This window comes from Sporosarcina sp. P25, from assembly GCF_002743235.1.
Classification (GTDB): domain Bacteria; phylum Bacillota; class Bacilli; order Bacillales_A; family Planococcaceae; genus Sporosarcina; species Sporosarcina ureae_B.
In genome coordinates, this window is the sequence record NZ_PDYV01000006.1 from 37,456 (window position 1) to 52,264 (window position 14,809).

Below are 14,809 nucleotides of genomic sequence, written 5' to 3' on the forward strand. Positions count from 1 at the left end.
TGGATTCTTTTCATGGCTTCCATTTACAAAACTCCTTTTATACCGATTATGAACGTGTTGTATCGAACGGACGAATCTGAGATTCAATATATTCACGTTTTGGTTCAAGGAATGGGGGAAGTGATAGGTTTTCACCTAATGTTTCGTATGGTTCATCTGTCATGAAACCTGGGCCATCCGTTGATAGCTCAATTAGAATATGACCGACGCGTGTATAGAGTGCTTCAAAGTAGAAGCGGTCTACATGACCGGAATGTTGTATTCCCATTTCATCATATTTTGCTTCCCAATTTTTGACCGCTTCATGGTCTTTCACTCTGAACGATACATGGTGGACTTGTCCATACCCTTGGCGGCCTGGTGTTGTATCATCATATCGTAAAATGACCTGTCCTCCGTTGCCACCTTCGCCTACGTCAAACCATGTGACGTTCTCTTCCGTAAGAATTGGCTTCATACCATACACTTCCGTTAGCATTTTTTTAAAATCTTCAAAATAGCTAACTGTGATTTCAATCGGTCCTAAGCCGTAAATTGCGTAATCTTCAGGTACGGGTCCATTTTTCCAAGGTGTACCTGGTGCGACACCTTCATTATTCTCATCAGAGAACAGTTGATATTTTTGCCCGTCCTCTTCTTGGAAAGGCAGTACCTTTTTTCCGAAGAGCTCTTGAATGCCATCATTTTCTACGCCGAACTCTTTGAAACGCTCTACGTAATATTCAAGTGCGGCGTCGCTAGGCACTCGAAGTCCTGTTCGGGAAATCGAGTTTGTCCCCGGTGTACCTTTCGGGTTGTTCGGGAAGTCGAAGAACGTCATGTCTGTTCCTGGTGAACCGATATCATCTGCGAAAAATGTGTGATACGTTTGGATGTCATCTTGGTTGACTGTCTTCTTAACTAATCTCATGCCAAGTACGTTTGTGAAAAACTCATAGTTTCTCATGGCATCGTCTGTCATGGCGGTAACGTGGTGAATTCCTAGTAATTCGGTTGTCATGTGCTCAAACCCCTTTTTACTTATAATGAATTGATATGTTACGAATTCGAGATATTATATTAAAAAAACTAGATCTCACATTACATATTTTGTGCATGTAAACCTAATTTTTTTACCTGTGTAATGAGTTGTTCTTTTTCTTGTATATCTAACCCACTAAAAATTTCTTTTATCGCTTGTTTGTGAGGGGGAAAGATTTCATTCATCAGTTCCGTCCCATCGGTTGTTATGGACGCATGTGTTACACGTCGATCTTTAGGACACGGTTTTCTTTTGATTAAGTTTTTCTTTTCTAATTTATCGACAACGTACGTGATGCTACTACTTGCAATTAGTACTTGCTCACCGATTTTTTGTATCGGTTGATCACCTTTACTATAAATTAATTCTAAAACAGCAAATTCTGTTGTATTTAAACCTGAGCGTTTGATATCGTCTTCCACGCGTACTTTAATGGATTGCATTGCTCGAGTTAAAACTATAAATGCCTTTAGAGACAAATCTTCTTCATAACGATCTATATTTTGATTGTCCATGACGTTCTCCTTTTATCTCGAATTCAAGGTAATCATATAATAGGGATTTTACGATGTCAACTTATACGTTTGAAGAGAAATTAACACTTGAATACGAGCTGGATGTTTGAAGAATAGGTCGATCATGTCGTGTGGAGAGCAAGAATATTTTTAAGTCTATTGTAAATTCTATACTCAGTACTAGTACAACGGATACAGGAGTAATGTGTTTTATGAAAAAATTTATCAATGCGAATATATATGGTGACCCACATTCCCATGAATTTTTAGTGGAAAATGGTTAGTTTAAAACAATAGGGAATGATGTAGGTAGCGCAGATGAAGTGATTGATTTAAAAGGTCGTTTAGTGTTGCCACCTTATGCGGATCCTCATTTACACTTGGATTATATCTTTTCAGGGCTAGGCAAGGGAAATGCGAATGTATCCGGGACATTATTTGAAGGGATTCAGCGTTGGAGTGATAATATGAAATCGTTTTGTTCTAGTGCCATTGCACGAAGAGAAAATGCCAATGCTTCTGCTCTTTCGAGTTCTTTATGAGAATTAATCTCCAATAAATTGTGTTTTATTAGGTAATCATCATTTTCTTTATCATTATACTTTCCCATGCCGCAATATATCCTTAATTAAAGTAGGGGTAATTGAAGTCTTTGTATTTATGAGTTCTAAGACTTTTTCCTGCATATCAGAAGAAATTTTTAAATTTTCGAGATGAAGATTATGCATCACTCGTCTAAATTCTTTTGAGTCAAGATCCAATGCCTTCATATAAACCACCCCTTTATCAGTATAATCTTACCTTATATTATACAGTTCTAATGGGTTAATTACTAATTAGACGTATGCCCAAATCCTTCTTGCACAATCGCACCCGTTTGCTTTAGTTTCCTATTAGTATTTCACAAGTAAGCAGCCACGGGTCGCCAAAAGCATCTTACATGTTGATTCGCTTTAAATGACTGCCGCAATCGATTAGACCGGCTTTCAGAGTCAAAGGAGAATACCCTTCAATGCGTTAATCTACTTCGTATTATCTTCTAATCCTCGCAAATTAATATCCTATTCACACGCCCATATTGGTAATCTATTGTTGGCCAATATGTCTTTGAAAGGAATGGATTAATTGCGAGAGAGATAGAGTGTGGATTTCTACATAGTGTACTTACCAGATCTAACATACTCTTGATCCACGAGTGGTTTTCCTTCTACATCGAAGAGGACTGTCATGCCTAGGCCGTAACCTTGAGCTTGTGACATATAAAGTACACCGGTTTCATTGTCGCGGATCACTTGAAATTGCTGCAGTTTGCCTTGTTTTTCGATGATTGCAAAACGTTTCTTATCCATTCTAGACCCTCCTTTGTATTGGTATGACTATACAACGTGTTATTTGATAATCCAAAAATCCGTCAGTTTCTATTAAGTAGTGCATTAATCTAGAGAAAAATTAATTCGAAAAACTTTGAAACTATTTCTGTAATTCTACGTCTGTACGGCAAACTACTAGACTATGGAGAGGATGTAGTGCAATGAAGAATAAAATCATGGCGGTACTCGGTGCGATTTTGCTAGTATGTAGTGTGCCTGTATCAAGCGCTGCTGCAGGCAATTCGAAATTTCCCGATGTTCCAGATTCGAAGCATTTCGCGGAAGCGGTGAATGACTTGGCGTCACGTAATATAATTGGAGGCTATCCAGACGGTACGTTCCGGCCAAATGACTCTATCACGAGAGGGCAGGCGGCTGCCATTATCGTGAAGATGACGAAACTTCCTACTACGACTATTAAAGATCCAAAATTCAAAGACGTTTCGACTGCAAATGGCTATTATAAAGCGATTGCGGTACTAGCGGAAAAAGGAGTCATCAACGGCTATGGCGACGGACGATTCGGACCAAATGATTCGATTACGCGTGCGCAAATGGCTTCGATCATCATCAAAGCGTTTGAATTGCCACTGTATCATGATCCGGATTATGGATTTTTGGATGTGGCGCATAAAAATGGCCACCGTGAGGGAATATATAGCCTGTATCAACTCGGGCTTACGACAGGGACGTCTCCTACGACATTTAGTCCAAACGCTTCCATTACAAGAGGTCAAGCAGCGAAATTACTAAAAGCGGCGGAAGATGTGAAGCCTGGGATTCTAACGATGCATGCGAAAGATTTTAAATGGAAGAGATTCGATAATGTCAGCAAAACGAATTCGAATGTATTTGATGTAGTGGCAGACAGTGAAATCCCAAGCCAGCCCAATTTGAAAACAAAAGTTCATATTGTTCCAAAGAAAGAAGGAACGTCTACACTGACTTTTTCGGGTACAGCTTCATCCGAGACATCCGATAAAAATTATAGAAAATACTATGTACATGTCAAAAAAGTGAATGGTGCATGGGATATTTCATTGGAAGAGACGGCAGATATCTATTCCACACCTGTAGAGCTTTGGAAGCACTATGAAAGAAGAGAAAATAACGAACCGTTCATAGATGCTACGACGATTACTCTTTCGACAGCGGAAGGAGAACTGGTGAATGATCGCGTAGGGTTTAAGCGATGCAAAAATCAGTTGTTGCAATATTGTAATACCATTCAAATGGATCAGCCGGGCGAATTTATTGCGACGGTTACGTATGCTGACGGTGAGAAAATACGTTATTATATCTCATCGACTGAAGTAAAAGAACAATTTTATTATTCCGTCCATGTCACGCCAATCAAACCGAATGAAGTGCTGAGCATCTGGGAAGGCGCTAAACTGGGCAAGCATGTGCTGCCTAAAGGAAGTGAACAGATTGCGACGGTGACAAGAGACCCGGGGACGAATGTGTTCCGAATCACACCGAAGAAGCCAGGAGATTTCTTTGTCGACTTCCCAGAAGCTAAAGGAGTGTCACAGGGAAATCACAGGATCTACGATGGCATCCGAGTGAGAGTCAGTCAATTGGGCCCTTACCTGCATGTAGACGCAACGGTTAGTGACGAAGATGATATGATTTTTCATTAATAGAATATAAATGAACAAAGCAGGCATGGATCGCATGTCTGCTTTTTTGGTGTTTGTAAAAAAGTATCTCGAGTAGTCTAGTCCTATGCTACACTGGAATTAATGAAATAATCTGACACGAACTAAGGAGGGCATGTAGATGAATGTGATTGAGATGAACCAGGTGACGAAAGTTTTCGGTACGCATCAGGCGTTGGATGGACTGGATTTAACAGTGAAGAACGGCGAGGTGTTCGGTTTTATCGGACCGAATGGGGCAGGGAAGTCGACGGCCATTCGGGTTCTGCTTGGTATGCTTCATGCTACGAACGGTACGGCAACGATTTTCGGCAAGGACGTGTGGCAAGATGCGGTGGACATTCATCGACGTGTTGCGTATGTACCAGGGGACGTAAATTTGTGGCCACAATTGACAGGCGGAGAAGTTATTGATTTATTCGCGAGCTTACAAGGGAAAATCAATGAACAAAAGCGTGAACAATTACTTGTGCGTTTTCAGCTAGATCCGACGAAGAAGTGCCGAACGTATTCGAAAGGGAATCGTCAGAAAGTCGCTTTGGTGGCGGCGTTTGCCTCCGATGCAGAATTGTTTTTGCTAGATGAACCGACATCTGGACTCGATCCGTTAATGGAAAAGGTGTTTCAGCAATGTGTGGCGGAAGTGAAGGCAGAAGGGAAGACGGTGTTGCTGTCGAGCCATATTTTGTCTGAAGTCGAGAAGCTGTGCGATCGCGTTGGCATCATCCGGCAAGGGCGTCTGATCGAGTGCGGGACGTTGAATGAACTACGGCATTTGACGCGGATGCAGTTGACGGTGGAGACTAGAAAGCCGATTGAGTCGCTCGTTTCGTGGCAAGGTGTCCATGATGTAGCGCAGACAGAAACTGGCTGGACATTTCATGCGGATGCAGGTGAAATGGAAGCAGTTATGCAGAAGCTAAGCGCGCATGGTCTACGGAAAATCGAAAGTGCACCGCCTACGCTAGAAGATTTATTCATGCGGCATTATGAAGAAACTGCGGAAAGTAAGGAACTGTGATGAAGGGGGCTCCATTTGTAGGTGTTCTCCGTCTCACCCGATTCATTATCAGGCAAGATCGTATGCGTTATTTGTGGTGGCTCGTTGGCATCACCGCCATCACGCTGATCGTACCACCGGCTTTCAATGAATTATATCCGACCGAACAAGATCGTAACATCATGGCAGAAACGATGAAAAATCCGGCGATGGAGGCAATGGTAGGTCCTGGAGATTTCGCGAATTACACGCTGGGCGCCATGGTCTCGCATCAGATGCTATTGATGACCGCCATCGCAGTCGCCATCATGAATATTTTATTGATGGTGCGCCATACGCGAGCAGAGGAAGAAGATGGGCAGGCCGAATTACTACGTTCGTTGCCGATTGCGCGGCATTCGCAACTGACGGCTTCGATGCTTACGCTGTTCGTTGTCAATTTATTACTCGCATTGCTGATCGGTATAGGCCTGTATAGTCTTTCATTGGATAGTATGGGACTATATGGATCACTTATGTACGGCGCATCGCTTGGTGCGGTCGGCTTGTTTTTTTCAAGTGTTACGGCGGTTTGCTCACAACTCTCGGAAAGTTCACGGGGGGCAGTCGGTCTGTCGTTTACGGTGATGATTGGCTGCTATGTATTGCGATCGGTTACGGAGTGGATTCCACCGTTCGGTTGGCTTACGCAAGTTCAGCCGTACAGCGATGATAACTGGGTGCCGATAGGGGGATTACTAGTCGCAAGTCTACTATTGTGTGTGTTGGCTGTGGTTCTGCAAGGCAAACGCGATATGGGCTCGGGTTTTCTTCCGTCACGAAGCGGTCGAGCACATGCTTCGATTTGGTTGCGGCATCCGATGGGGCTCGCTTGGCGACTGCAAAGAACCGCGTTCATTTCTTGGGCGATGGGTATGCTAGTGCTTGGGTTATCTTACGGTTCGGTCCTCGGAGATTTAGATTCGTTTTTTCAAGATAATGACCTGCTCGCTTCGATGATTATAGCAGATGAAAACAGTTCATTGACTGCGCAATTCCTGCCGATGCTGATGGCGGTACTGGCATTTATTAGTACGATTCCCGCGTTGCTCGTCATCCATAAAGTAGTGGGCGAAGAGCGGAAATCACGCCTAGATCATTTGCTTGGGCGGGCAGTTTCAAGAAAGAAACTACTCGTTTCCTATTTGGCGTTGGCGTTGTTCACCGGATTTGTGATGCTGAGCTTCTCAGCACTCGGTTTATGGGTAGCCGGCACCACGTCAATGGAAGATCCATTCCCGTTCTTCACCGTATGGCAAGCTAGTATCGTTCATTTTCCGGCAGTCATTGTGATGATTGCGGTCAGCACATGTTTGATTGGCATCGCGGAAAAAGCAACGGGCTTCGTTTGGCTCTATTTATTCTACGGATTCATTACGTTATATTTAGGTGGTTTGTTTCAGTTTCCTGAATGGATGGAAAAGCTTTCACCGTTTGGCTTTGTTTCCAAGTTGCCGATTGAGGACATGAATTGGCTGCATGCTGGTGGATTGATGACCGTGGCAATTGTATTGCTTGTTTTCGGGATCAATCGGTATACTAATCGGGATATAGAAGGGTAAGGGTTTGTATATTACTTTTGCATCTTATCATGATCTATAGTTAACTGAAAAAAGCGTTCTACTTAATAAATAAGTAGAACGCTTTTTCCTATTATTAAACCGTTTCTTTACTTGTCTTACTTTCAACTAGTAAACCGCCATCGCCCTTAAGATATTTAATCATACCTTCTGCAGCACGGTAAGCAAATGCACCAATGGTTTCAGTTGGATTGGAGTTACCAAAGTGCGGGAATGAAGATCCACCGACCACAAATACGTTTTCCATTCCCCAAACTTGTGAATACGTGTTAACAGCCGACGTTTCTGGATCTACACCCATAATCACACCGCCTGCCGCATGTGTATTGACGCTCGATGAAGTCATTTCCACATCGTCTGCTACAGGTGGAGTATCGATAATATCCGCACCCATTTCTTCAGCGATTTCTGCACATTTTTCAGCAATCATTTTTGCCATATTGCGTTCTTGATCCGTAAATTTAGCTGTTATTCTAAGAAGAGGATCTCCGTAGACGTCTTTATACGTTGGATCCAAGTCCAAATAATTGTGCGTATACGGCATAGTGCCTTGCATACCACCAATATTTAAATAACGGTGCGCATAATGAACGGATTTTTCTTTAAACTCTTTACCCCAATAAGGCGTGCCTTGTGGAACACGGTTATTCGCAATGGCCGCAGCTCCATCTTGGAAAATACTGATGTTGAATCCATGAAGGAAGTCTGTATCGGTATTATCGATATGGTCTCCATTGAAATCATCAATTACACAACCTAGTGCGCCGGCTCCCGCAAATGTGTTGAATTTCTTATCTTCAAAATAAGCAGTCGCTGCATTTCCACCGATTCCTGTGTAATGGGAAGTGAAGTTTTTACCGATGACTCCTTTACCAGTTTCAGGATTATATTGCTCTCCGATTCCGGATAACATCATTAAGCGATTGTTTCCTGAGAAAAATGCAGCCGACACAACCAAATCTGCAGGTTGTTCGAATTCTTCCAGTGTAAGAGGATCGACATACAATACGCCCGTTGCTTTTCTGCCGTCATGTAGAATGCGTTTTACATGTGCATTGTTACGAATTTCAAAGTTTCCTGTCTTTTGTGCCGTTTTAAGAACCGTAACGATCGGGTCTGCTTTAGCGGCAAAGTCACAACCGTACATGGAACAAAATGCACAAAATACACACGCATTGATAGTTTCGCCATCTGGATTTACATATTGTTGCGAGACGGTTGCAGCCGGCATGCGGAATGGATGATAGCCTAATTTCTTTGTAGCATCCGCGAATAACCGAATAGCAGGAGATTCTTTCATTGGCGGATTCGGATACTCGTCAGAACGTGGAGGTCCTAAAGGATTCACTTCACCAGAAATTCCAGCTGTTTTCTCCCACTTATCATAGTAAGGTTCCATATCATCATATGTAACGCCCCAGTCTTGAACGATCATATCTTTAGGGATGCGCTCTTGACCGTACTTTTCAATAATTTTACTACGAATTTCAAAGTCAAATGGAAGCCAACGGTAAGACCAACCTGACCAGTGTACGGACGTGCCGCCTGTACCTTCATCGTAGATTGGATAGCCATTGTGTTTGCGCATGGGAATAGCGTCTTCACCCACATTATTTCTGAAAGTCATCGTTTGTTTCGTTAAGTCCTGAGCCAATTCATGACGCTTTGTATAACGAAGTTCATCTTTTGATCCGACGAAATCTTTTGTCGATCTTTCTTTACCTCGCTCCAAACAGACTACTTTATAACCCGCTTTACTTAGTTCAGCAGCGGCTATACCTCCAGCCCAACCACTTCCAACGACGACTACGTCGACTTTATCTAATTTTTCAGCCATGTAAGTAACCCCTTAAATTATGATTTTTGTTGATAACTTGTTAGACTCATTGGATCTCTTTTAACGAATTCCTCTTTTTCGATAATATCAGCGTAGGAAGGCACAGCGCCTGGGAACTCCTGCATTTTCCAACCAGCCATATTGCGGTTACCGCCATATAATGGATCGGAATAGGCACCTTCCATTGTTAATTCACGAAGTAACTGGAACATACTACCCGCATTTACACCACGAAGTTTTACTTTAGAGCTTTCAAAGTCTTGTAAAATTTCAATTTGCTGCTCTTCTTCTGCTTTATCAAATGTTACATCAAAACGTTTTTTACTTTCTTCATTCATTTTTCTAATGCCCGTAATGATCACTTGGCCTCTGTTCAGACTCGTTTGATCGACTGGTGGATCATTTTTTAAAAATGGACCTTGTCTGTAATCCGTCCCATTGATGCCCCATGATCCAGCCATTTGTTTATCGATAAAATAAGGAACACCCAATTCAATCGCACCGGGACCATTATCGTCTTTCGGTAAAATACGTTCAGTTGCTTGTTCTAGAACGACAAAATCTTCGTATCTCTCAAAGAACATACGCGCTTCTGTCAACTCGACCTTTTGATCTTCCGTTTTTACGGGCGCGCTTTTATCGGATTTAAATTGGTTAGTCAGTAATCCGCCAAGTAATGAACCACCTGCGACTCCTCCAACAACCAAACCGGAATTTTTCATAAATTGACGGCGACTTGCATCTGGTGCTTGTTTGGCACTAGACTCACCAGGTTTCATATCTTTTTTATCGGCCATTTTCCATCCTCCTAAGTTGTTGAAAACAATTTTAATATTAAATAGATAATCTGGCAATTCTATCTAATAAAGTGTTATATGTCAATTCATCTGGGAGTTTAATAGCTGTAAAGAGTGAAAAGTGTAAATGGTCATCCATAATCGGTGACCAGTTGATGTCAGTAAATATTGGCATTACGAATTATCGAAGTATAAATTGCTTCCTTTATTATACAAATGTTCCTATACTTTCAGAAGAGTTATTGATACTATGAGAGTAGAACGTTACTACCTAACAAAGGAGTGAAAGTGTATGAAGACTACTTTACGAGTTCTAGTATGGACAGCATTGGTACTGACTTTATCGCTTGTTTTTGCAGATTTCAATGAAGCGTCTGCGAAAGAATTTAAGGATGTATCGAAGAAGCATCCAAACTACACCGCGATTCAAGAAATGCAGAAAGCGGGTTATATTAATGGCTATCCAGACGGAACATTCCGTCCAAGTGAACCGGTCAGTCGTAAGCACGTGGCATCTTTACTTGATCAAGTGTTGAAGTTCCCGCAACCGCCTACCGATAAACTGGTCTTTACGGACGTGCCGAAAAACCATATGTATTATAAGCCAATTATGAAGTTATACAACAAGGGGATTATCAGTGGTGGAATGGACGGGAAGTTCAATCCGAATGCGTCTATCACAAGAATTCAGATGGCAAAGATGCTAGATTTGGCATTTGAGTTCAATATAAAGGAACCGACACAGTTTGAAGATCTTCACTTCTTGCACTGGGGATACGTACATGCGAGTGCATTGTATTCCAATGGAGTTACTAAGGGAGATAAAGGGAAGTTTCTTCCGAATCAGCCTGTTACACGTGCGCACTATGCGGAGTTTTTGTATCGTGCGATGAAAGTGGGGAAATCACCTTCAGGTACTAGTGTAACGAAAGAAAAAGCGGTAGATTTGACTATGCGCTTACCTATTGTCATTGAAGGGATTCGCATCCAAGGGAAAATGGATAATCAAACGTATAATCAGCTTCGTTCAAAGCAGCTACCTTACGCTACAAAAGCTTTTGTGGATGGCTTGTTAAAAGAAGATTATCCGAGCGTCTGTACACAGTGTGATTCGTTTTTATTCCCGTATTTAACAATTGAACCTTCCATGCGTTTCGACTATAAACAGCCAGACGCCAATACACTTCGTATCCAAACCGTTTCATTTAGCAATCAACTAACGGGTGGCGGCTTTGTTGACTACGCGTTTAAGAAAGAATCGGGTAGTTGGAAGATGGATCACTTTGATTGGACAGAAGTAGGGAAAAAGAATTTTGAACTGACTAAAGCTGAAGCAGAGCGTGTTGTGAAATTGAATTATGCGTATTCTTCAAATGTTAAAATAACGTACGTTTCACAAGCGAAAAAGACGGGTGAAGATCCTGTCACGAAAGAAAAATATCCATTTACAGAGTATAAATTTACTGTAGACACGAAAGATGGCCGAGATACAGTGCTTGTGAATTCAGACGATGGCTTGGCTTACTAGTAAGCAGTCATAACCTAACCATACTAGCGCTCAGCCGTTTTGGCAGAGCGCTTTTTAGAGCGGATAATGAAGTGGATAGAGCGTATGCACCGTTGCATAGAGCGGTCGTGGGGCGTGATAGAGCGTTAACGCGACTCGATAGAGCGGATAAGCAGCAGTATAGAGCGCTTTTTAGTATGTAATGAGCGGATAATGAAATAGAAACCCCCAAGATACACGAAAAAGCGTTCCACCATAAAAGTGGAACGCTTTTCCTTATGCAACTAGTGTTACAAGTATACTTGAATTGCATCAACCAAACTATATCCACCAAGGAAAATCGCGATTAAGATGACGATCGCTCCAATGATATTGAGGAAAGTAGAGTTGCGCTGATCTCCGAGTAATTGTTTATTATTCATGATCACAAACAAGTATACCGCAACAATCGGAAGTAAAATACCATTCAATGCTTGTGCCGCCAGCAATACATCGAGTGGACTGAAGCCAATGGCGGATGTGATAATCCCGATGACGATCACACCGGAGAATACCATTTTGAACTTTTTATTTTTCATTCCGCCTTCCCACTTTAAGACACTGCTGATTGCGACTGCTGCACCAAGTGGACTTGCGATAGCGGATGAGAAACCAGCTGCAAAAATGCCTATCGCGATAAATACTTTCGCCCATGAACCGAATAAAGGCTCTAATTGGACAGAAAGGTCAGCTACACTCGTCACTTCCATGCCCATCATCGTGGACGCTGCTGTGATCAAAACGGCCGCGGTAATTAATCCACCCACACAAATTGAAATGATCGTATCCCATCTTGCTTCTTTCAAATCACTTACCTGAGTCCAGCGTTCCTGCACCATAGAAGAGTGGATGAAGAAGTTATACGGGACGACTGTTGTTCCGACCAATGCGATAATAATAATGATCGATCCGGTTGGTATGCTTGGGATGAATGCCCCGGCAAATACCGCGCCAATATCAGGTTTTACAACAATCATTGTCGTAATGAACGTCACACTCATGACGATGACGAGGAAAATCATTAACTTTTCGATTAATTTATAACTGCCCGACAACCCCAAGATTAGGATCGCCACGCCAATGAAAGGGCTTACAATATGTGCTGGAATATTCGTCAATGTAGAGACGCCAAGGGACGTTCCCATCAAATCACCTGAAATATATGCAGCACAGCCAACACCGATCGATATAATGACGAGCCATATAGAAGCGAATTTCAGTAAAGGTTGTTTGAATTGGTCATGTATCGCTTCACCCAATCCCTTTTTTGAAACAACACCAAGTCGTGCAGACATTTCCTGAAGAACAATAGTTGCGATAATAGAGAAGACTACTGCCCATAAAATGGCGTAACCAAATCCAGCACCTGCGCGAGTGGCGGTAGTGACAGTACCCGGACCTATGAAGGAAGCAGTAATAATGGCTCCCGGCCCCATCGATTTTATCTTTGAAAGTAACCCTTTTTTCTTAACTTGCTGTGTAACGGGTACGTTAGCGACCATCTTCTTTTCCTCCCCTAATTGTCCTCACTGAATAGGCGAGGAAAAGAAAAGTCACTTTTCCTCGAGTGAGTTATAAATGGTTTGTTTGGATACTCCTAATAAATCCGCAATTCGATCAGCAGATCCTTGAATTAGAAAAATTCCTTTACTTTCCAGCCGTCGAACAAACGTAATACGATCTTTTCGTTGCAAGTTTTCAACATCTATTCCAAGCTCCACGATAGTGCTTTTCGTAATATTGTCGAACACTTCATCAATATGCGTCGCATACGTTTCATCGAAATGCTGTCCATCATAGCTTGTGTCAGGTCGAATCATTTCTTCGATCACTTGCTGTAGACGATTGATTTCCGTGATATCCAAATTGATCCCAAGGAAACCAATCACTTTGCCATCCAAATCTCTAATGAATACAATGGAAGTCTTAATAATCTTCCCACGCGTCGTATTCGTGATGATGCCATTCAAATCTTTAATATCCTCGTGCTTCTTCTTCAATTCCTTCAAAATGACTTCCGTAGTAGGGGCTCCAACCGCTCTGCCCGTGACATCTCCTTTTAAATAAATTAAAGAGGATTCTACTTTCGTCACATCATGGATTACAACTTCACAGTTCACATTGAACACACTATATATGGCATCAGCCATTCGTATATAAGAATCGAAAATCAATTGGTTTTGTTTCATAGCTTCTAACACTCCTCAGATTAAATACTCTTCCTTATTTTCCTATACCAAGAAGGAAAAATCGACTATTATCAATCGAAAGGTTTAGTAGTCTGAGAAGTAGTAGCTCATTTTCCTTCTTTTTGCTGATGATGAAGGATATTTCCTGCTAGTGCATACAGGATCAGAGTAGACGCAAAGTGAGCAGAAAATTGATTAGGATCTTGTTGCGGATAAATTTCCACGAAATCCATACCGATTACGCCTAATTTACAAATTTCATGTACCAATGTCAGTAATTCATAAGAAGTTAAGCCATTTCCATCTACTGGACCACCTGGATTGAATGCGAAGTCCAATACATCACTACAAATCGTCAAGTACACGCAATCTACGTCTTTTGAAGCTTGTGCATAAATTTCTCTAGCCATCTCTTTTAAATCTTTACGGTCACGGATTTCATTGATCGTAATGGTCACTGCGCCAGCTGCTTTCGCATTGCGTCCGCTTTCAGGTTTATTGCGTGGGCCGTGGATACCTGTATGGATAATACTTTCGTTGCGCACACCTTCTTGTTCATATAAACGAGCAAATGGGCTACAACGAGCGAACTGGTCACCGTTGTGAGATGGAAGGTTGTCATAGTGAGCATCCATATGAATGATTCCCACTTTTTTATCCTGCTCTGCAATCGCTTTCACGACCGGGTACGTAATACCATGATCGCCGCCAAGACCGATGACGAACTTGCCTGTTTTCCATAACTCGGAAGTGAAATCGGTAATTCGCTTCATCGTTTCGTCGACATCAGCAGCCACGATGTCGATATCTCCCACATCACCTAGTGTGACATTTTCGAAAACATCCATGTCATTGATTTCAGGAAGGTAACCCGAGTAGCGTGCAGAACATAAGCGCATGACTTTTGGCCCGAGTTCGCAGCCTGTGTAATCTCCCCATGTAACCGCGCCTTCCCAAGGAACTCCGTATACAATAACGTCTACATCCGAAAAGTCTTTTGTTGCTGATATATTTTTAGCCCCCAACATACATGGAGTATTGCCATAAATCATCTCTGTCATATTAATAACCACCTTTAATTTTTTTAAATAACTTTTACTAATAATAAAGCTAAGTGGACTAATTGTCAAACAGTTTTAAATAAATTAAAATTGCTGTGTGAGGATCCGTGGTTTTAAAGAGCTTGGAAGAGCGAAGTATGAGCGCTTGGTATGGTGTATAGAGCGCTTGACGTGGTATATAGAGCGAATCTGA

The 14,809-nt window shown here is 42.0% G+C and carries 14 protein-coding genes; 5 read left to right on the forward strand and 9 right to left on the reverse strand.

The features are described 5' to 3' along the window. Positions 1 to 46: 46 nt before the first annotated feature. Positions 47 to 1,000 (reverse strand): ring-cleaving dioxygenase MhqE, encoded by a 954-nt coding sequence (mhqE, locus tag CSV70_RS07160; RefSeq protein WP_099629098.1) that lies wholly within the window; start codon positions 998 to 1,000, stop codon positions 47 to 49. Positions 1,001 to 1,080: 80 nt separating this feature from the next. Beyond that, a complete protein-coding gene (locus CSV70_RS07165; protein ID WP_099629097.1) occupies positions 1,081 to 1,536 on the reverse strand; it encodes a MarR family winged helix-turn-helix transcriptional regulator in 456 nt (151 codons plus the stop codon). A gap of 323 nt (positions 1,537 to 1,859) precedes the next feature. On the opposite strand from CSV70_RS07165, the gene CSV70_RS16565 reads away from it, so the two are divergent. Continuing rightward, complete coding sequence (locus CSV70_RS16565; RefSeq protein WP_199171602.1) at positions 1,860 to 2,078, forward strand: hypothetical protein; 219 nt, start codon at positions 1,860 to 1,862, stop codon at positions 2,076 to 2,078. A gap of 54 nt (positions 2,079 to 2,132) precedes the next feature. Here the strand turns inward: CSV70_RS16565 and CSV70_RS07175 are convergent, their stop codons facing one another. Continuing rightward, positions 2,133 to 2,306 (reverse strand): Zn-dependent hydrolase, encoded by a 174-nt coding sequence (locus CSV70_RS07175; protein WP_233191767.1) that lies wholly within the window; start codon positions 2,304 to 2,306, stop codon positions 2,133 to 2,135. 381 nt (positions 2,307 to 2,687) lie between these two features. After that, entirely contained in the window at positions 2,688 to 2,885 is a 198-nt protein-coding gene (locus CSV70_RS07180) for a DUF6440 family protein (protein WP_099629096.1), read from the reverse strand. A 182-nt stretch (positions 2,886 to 3,067) separates the two neighbouring features. Between CSV70_RS07180 and CSV70_RS07185 the strand changes: the two genes are divergently transcribed. The 3 genes from CSV70_RS07185 to CSV70_RS07195 all read left to right on the forward strand — a co-directional run bounded on the left by CSV70_RS07185 (position 3,068) and on the right by CSV70_RS07195 (position 7,168). Further along, positions 3,068 to 4,549 carry an S-layer homology domain-containing protein gene (locus CSV70_RS07185; RefSeq protein WP_099660940.1) on the forward strand — a complete coding sequence of 494 codons (1,482 nt, stop codon included), beginning with the start codon at positions 3,068 to 3,070 and terminating at the stop codon, positions 4,547 to 4,549. 139 nt (positions 4,550 to 4,688) lie between these two features. After that, entirely contained in the window at positions 4,689 to 5,588 is a 900-nt protein-coding gene (locus tag CSV70_RS07190; RefSeq protein WP_099660941.1) for an ABC transporter ATP-binding protein, read from the forward strand. A gap of 62 nt (positions 5,589 to 5,650) precedes the next feature. Next, on the forward strand, positions 5,651 to 7,168 hold the full coding sequence (locus CSV70_RS07195; protein WP_233191768.1) for an ABC transporter permease: 1,518 nt from the start codon (positions 5,651 to 5,653) through the stop codon (positions 7,166 to 7,168). Between the two features lie 94 nt (positions 7,169 to 7,262). Here the strand turns inward: CSV70_RS07195 and CSV70_RS07200 are convergent, their stop codons facing one another. Continuing rightward, positions 7,263 to 9,023 (reverse strand): GMC family oxidoreductase, encoded by a 1,761-nt coding sequence (locus tag CSV70_RS07200; RefSeq protein WP_099660943.1) that lies wholly within the window; start codon positions 9,021 to 9,023, stop codon positions 7,263 to 7,265. 17 nt (positions 9,024 to 9,040) lie between these two features. Beyond that, positions 9,041 to 9,820, reverse strand: coding sequence for a gluconate 2-dehydrogenase subunit 3 family protein (locus CSV70_RS07205; protein WP_233191769.1), 780 nt, complete (start codon positions 9,818 to 9,820; stop codon positions 9,041 to 9,043). A 292-nt stretch (positions 9,821 to 10,112) separates the two neighbouring features. On the opposite strand from CSV70_RS07205, the gene CSV70_RS07210 reads away from it, so the two are divergent. Then, positions 10,113 to 11,348 (forward strand): S-layer homology domain-containing protein, encoded by a 1,236-nt coding sequence (locus CSV70_RS07210; RefSeq protein ID WP_085132491.1) that lies wholly within the window; start codon positions 10,113 to 10,115, stop codon positions 11,346 to 11,348. A 269-nt stretch (positions 11,349 to 11,617) separates the two neighbouring features. Here the strand turns inward: CSV70_RS07210 and CSV70_RS07215 are convergent, their stop codons facing one another. The 3 genes from CSV70_RS07215 to CSV70_RS07225 all read right to left on the reverse strand — a co-directional run bounded on the left by CSV70_RS07215 (position 11,618) and on the right by CSV70_RS07225 (position 14,616). Continuing rightward, positions 11,618 to 12,868 carry an Nramp family divalent metal transporter gene (locus CSV70_RS07215; protein ID WP_099629092.1) on the reverse strand — a complete coding sequence of 417 codons (1,251 nt, stop codon included), beginning with the start codon at positions 12,866 to 12,868 and terminating at the stop codon, positions 11,618 to 11,620. Between the two features lie 51 nt (positions 12,869 to 12,919). Continuing rightward, the gene (locus CSV70_RS07220; RefSeq protein WP_099660944.1) at positions 12,920 to 13,555 is read right to left on the reverse strand and encodes a helix-turn-helix transcriptional regulator; all 636 of its coding nucleotides are present in this window, start codon (positions 13,553 to 13,555) and stop codon (positions 12,920 to 12,922) included. Between the two features lie 107 nt (positions 13,556 to 13,662). Beyond that, positions 13,663 to 14,616, reverse strand: coding sequence for an agmatinase family protein (locus CSV70_RS07225; RefSeq protein WP_099660945.1), 954 nt, complete (start codon positions 14,614 to 14,616; stop codon positions 13,663 to 13,665). Between the last annotated feature and the right edge of the window lie 193 nt (positions 14,617 to 14,809).

What these genes read in the sequence shown, in the direction of transcription:
- mhqE (WP_099629098.1), bottom strand. Translation starts at nt 1,000, where the DNA reads ATGACAACCGAATTACTAGGAATTCACCACGTTACCGCCATGACAGAC.
- CSV70_RS07165 (WP_099629097.1), bottom strand. Translation starts at nt 1,536, where the DNA reads ATGGACAATCAAAATATAGATCGTTATGAAGAAGATTTGTCTCTAAAG.
- CSV70_RS07175 (WP_233191767.1), bottom strand. Translation starts at nt 2,306, where the DNA reads ATGAAGGCATTGGATCTTGACTCAAAAGAATTTAGACGAGTGATGCAT.
- CSV70_RS07180 (WP_099629096.1), bottom strand. Translation starts at nt 2,885, where the DNA reads ATGGATAAGAAACGTTTTGCAATCATCGAAAAACAAGGCAAACTGCAG.
- CSV70_RS07185 (WP_099660940.1), top strand. Translation starts at nt 3,068, where the DNA reads ATGAAGAATAAAATCATGGCGGTACTCGGTGCGATTTTGCTAGTATGT.
- CSV70_RS07190 (WP_099660941.1), top strand. Translation starts at nt 4,689, where the DNA reads ATGAATGTGATTGAGATGAACCAGGTGACGAAAGTTTTCGGTACGCAT.
- CSV70_RS07195 (WP_233191768.1), top strand. Translation starts at nt 5,651, where the DNA reads ATGCGTTATTTGTGGTGGCTCGTTGGCATCACCGCCATCACGCTGATC.
- CSV70_RS07200 (WP_099660943.1), bottom strand. Translation starts at nt 9,023, where the DNA reads ATGGCTGAAAAATTAGATAAAGTCGACGTAGTCGTCGTTGGAAGTGGT.
- CSV70_RS07205 (WP_233191769.1), bottom strand. Translation starts at nt 9,820, where the DNA reads ATGGCCGATAAAAAAGATATGAAACCTGGTGAGTCTAGTGCCAAACAA.
- CSV70_RS07210 (WP_085132491.1), top strand. Translation starts at nt 10,113, where the DNA reads ATGAAGACTACTTTACGAGTTCTAGTATGGACAGCATTGGTACTGACT.
- CSV70_RS07215 (WP_099629092.1), bottom strand. Translation starts at nt 12,868, where the DNA reads ATGGTCGCTAACGTACCCGTTACACAGCAAGTTAAGAAAAAAGGGTTA.
- CSV70_RS07220 (WP_099660944.1), bottom strand. Translation starts at nt 13,555, where the DNA reads ATGAAACAAAACCAATTGATTTTCGATTCTTATATACGAATGGCTGAT.
- CSV70_RS07225 (WP_099660945.1), bottom strand. Translation starts at nt 14,616, where the DNA reads ATGACAGAGATGATTTATGGCAATACTCCATGTATGTTGGGGGCTAAA.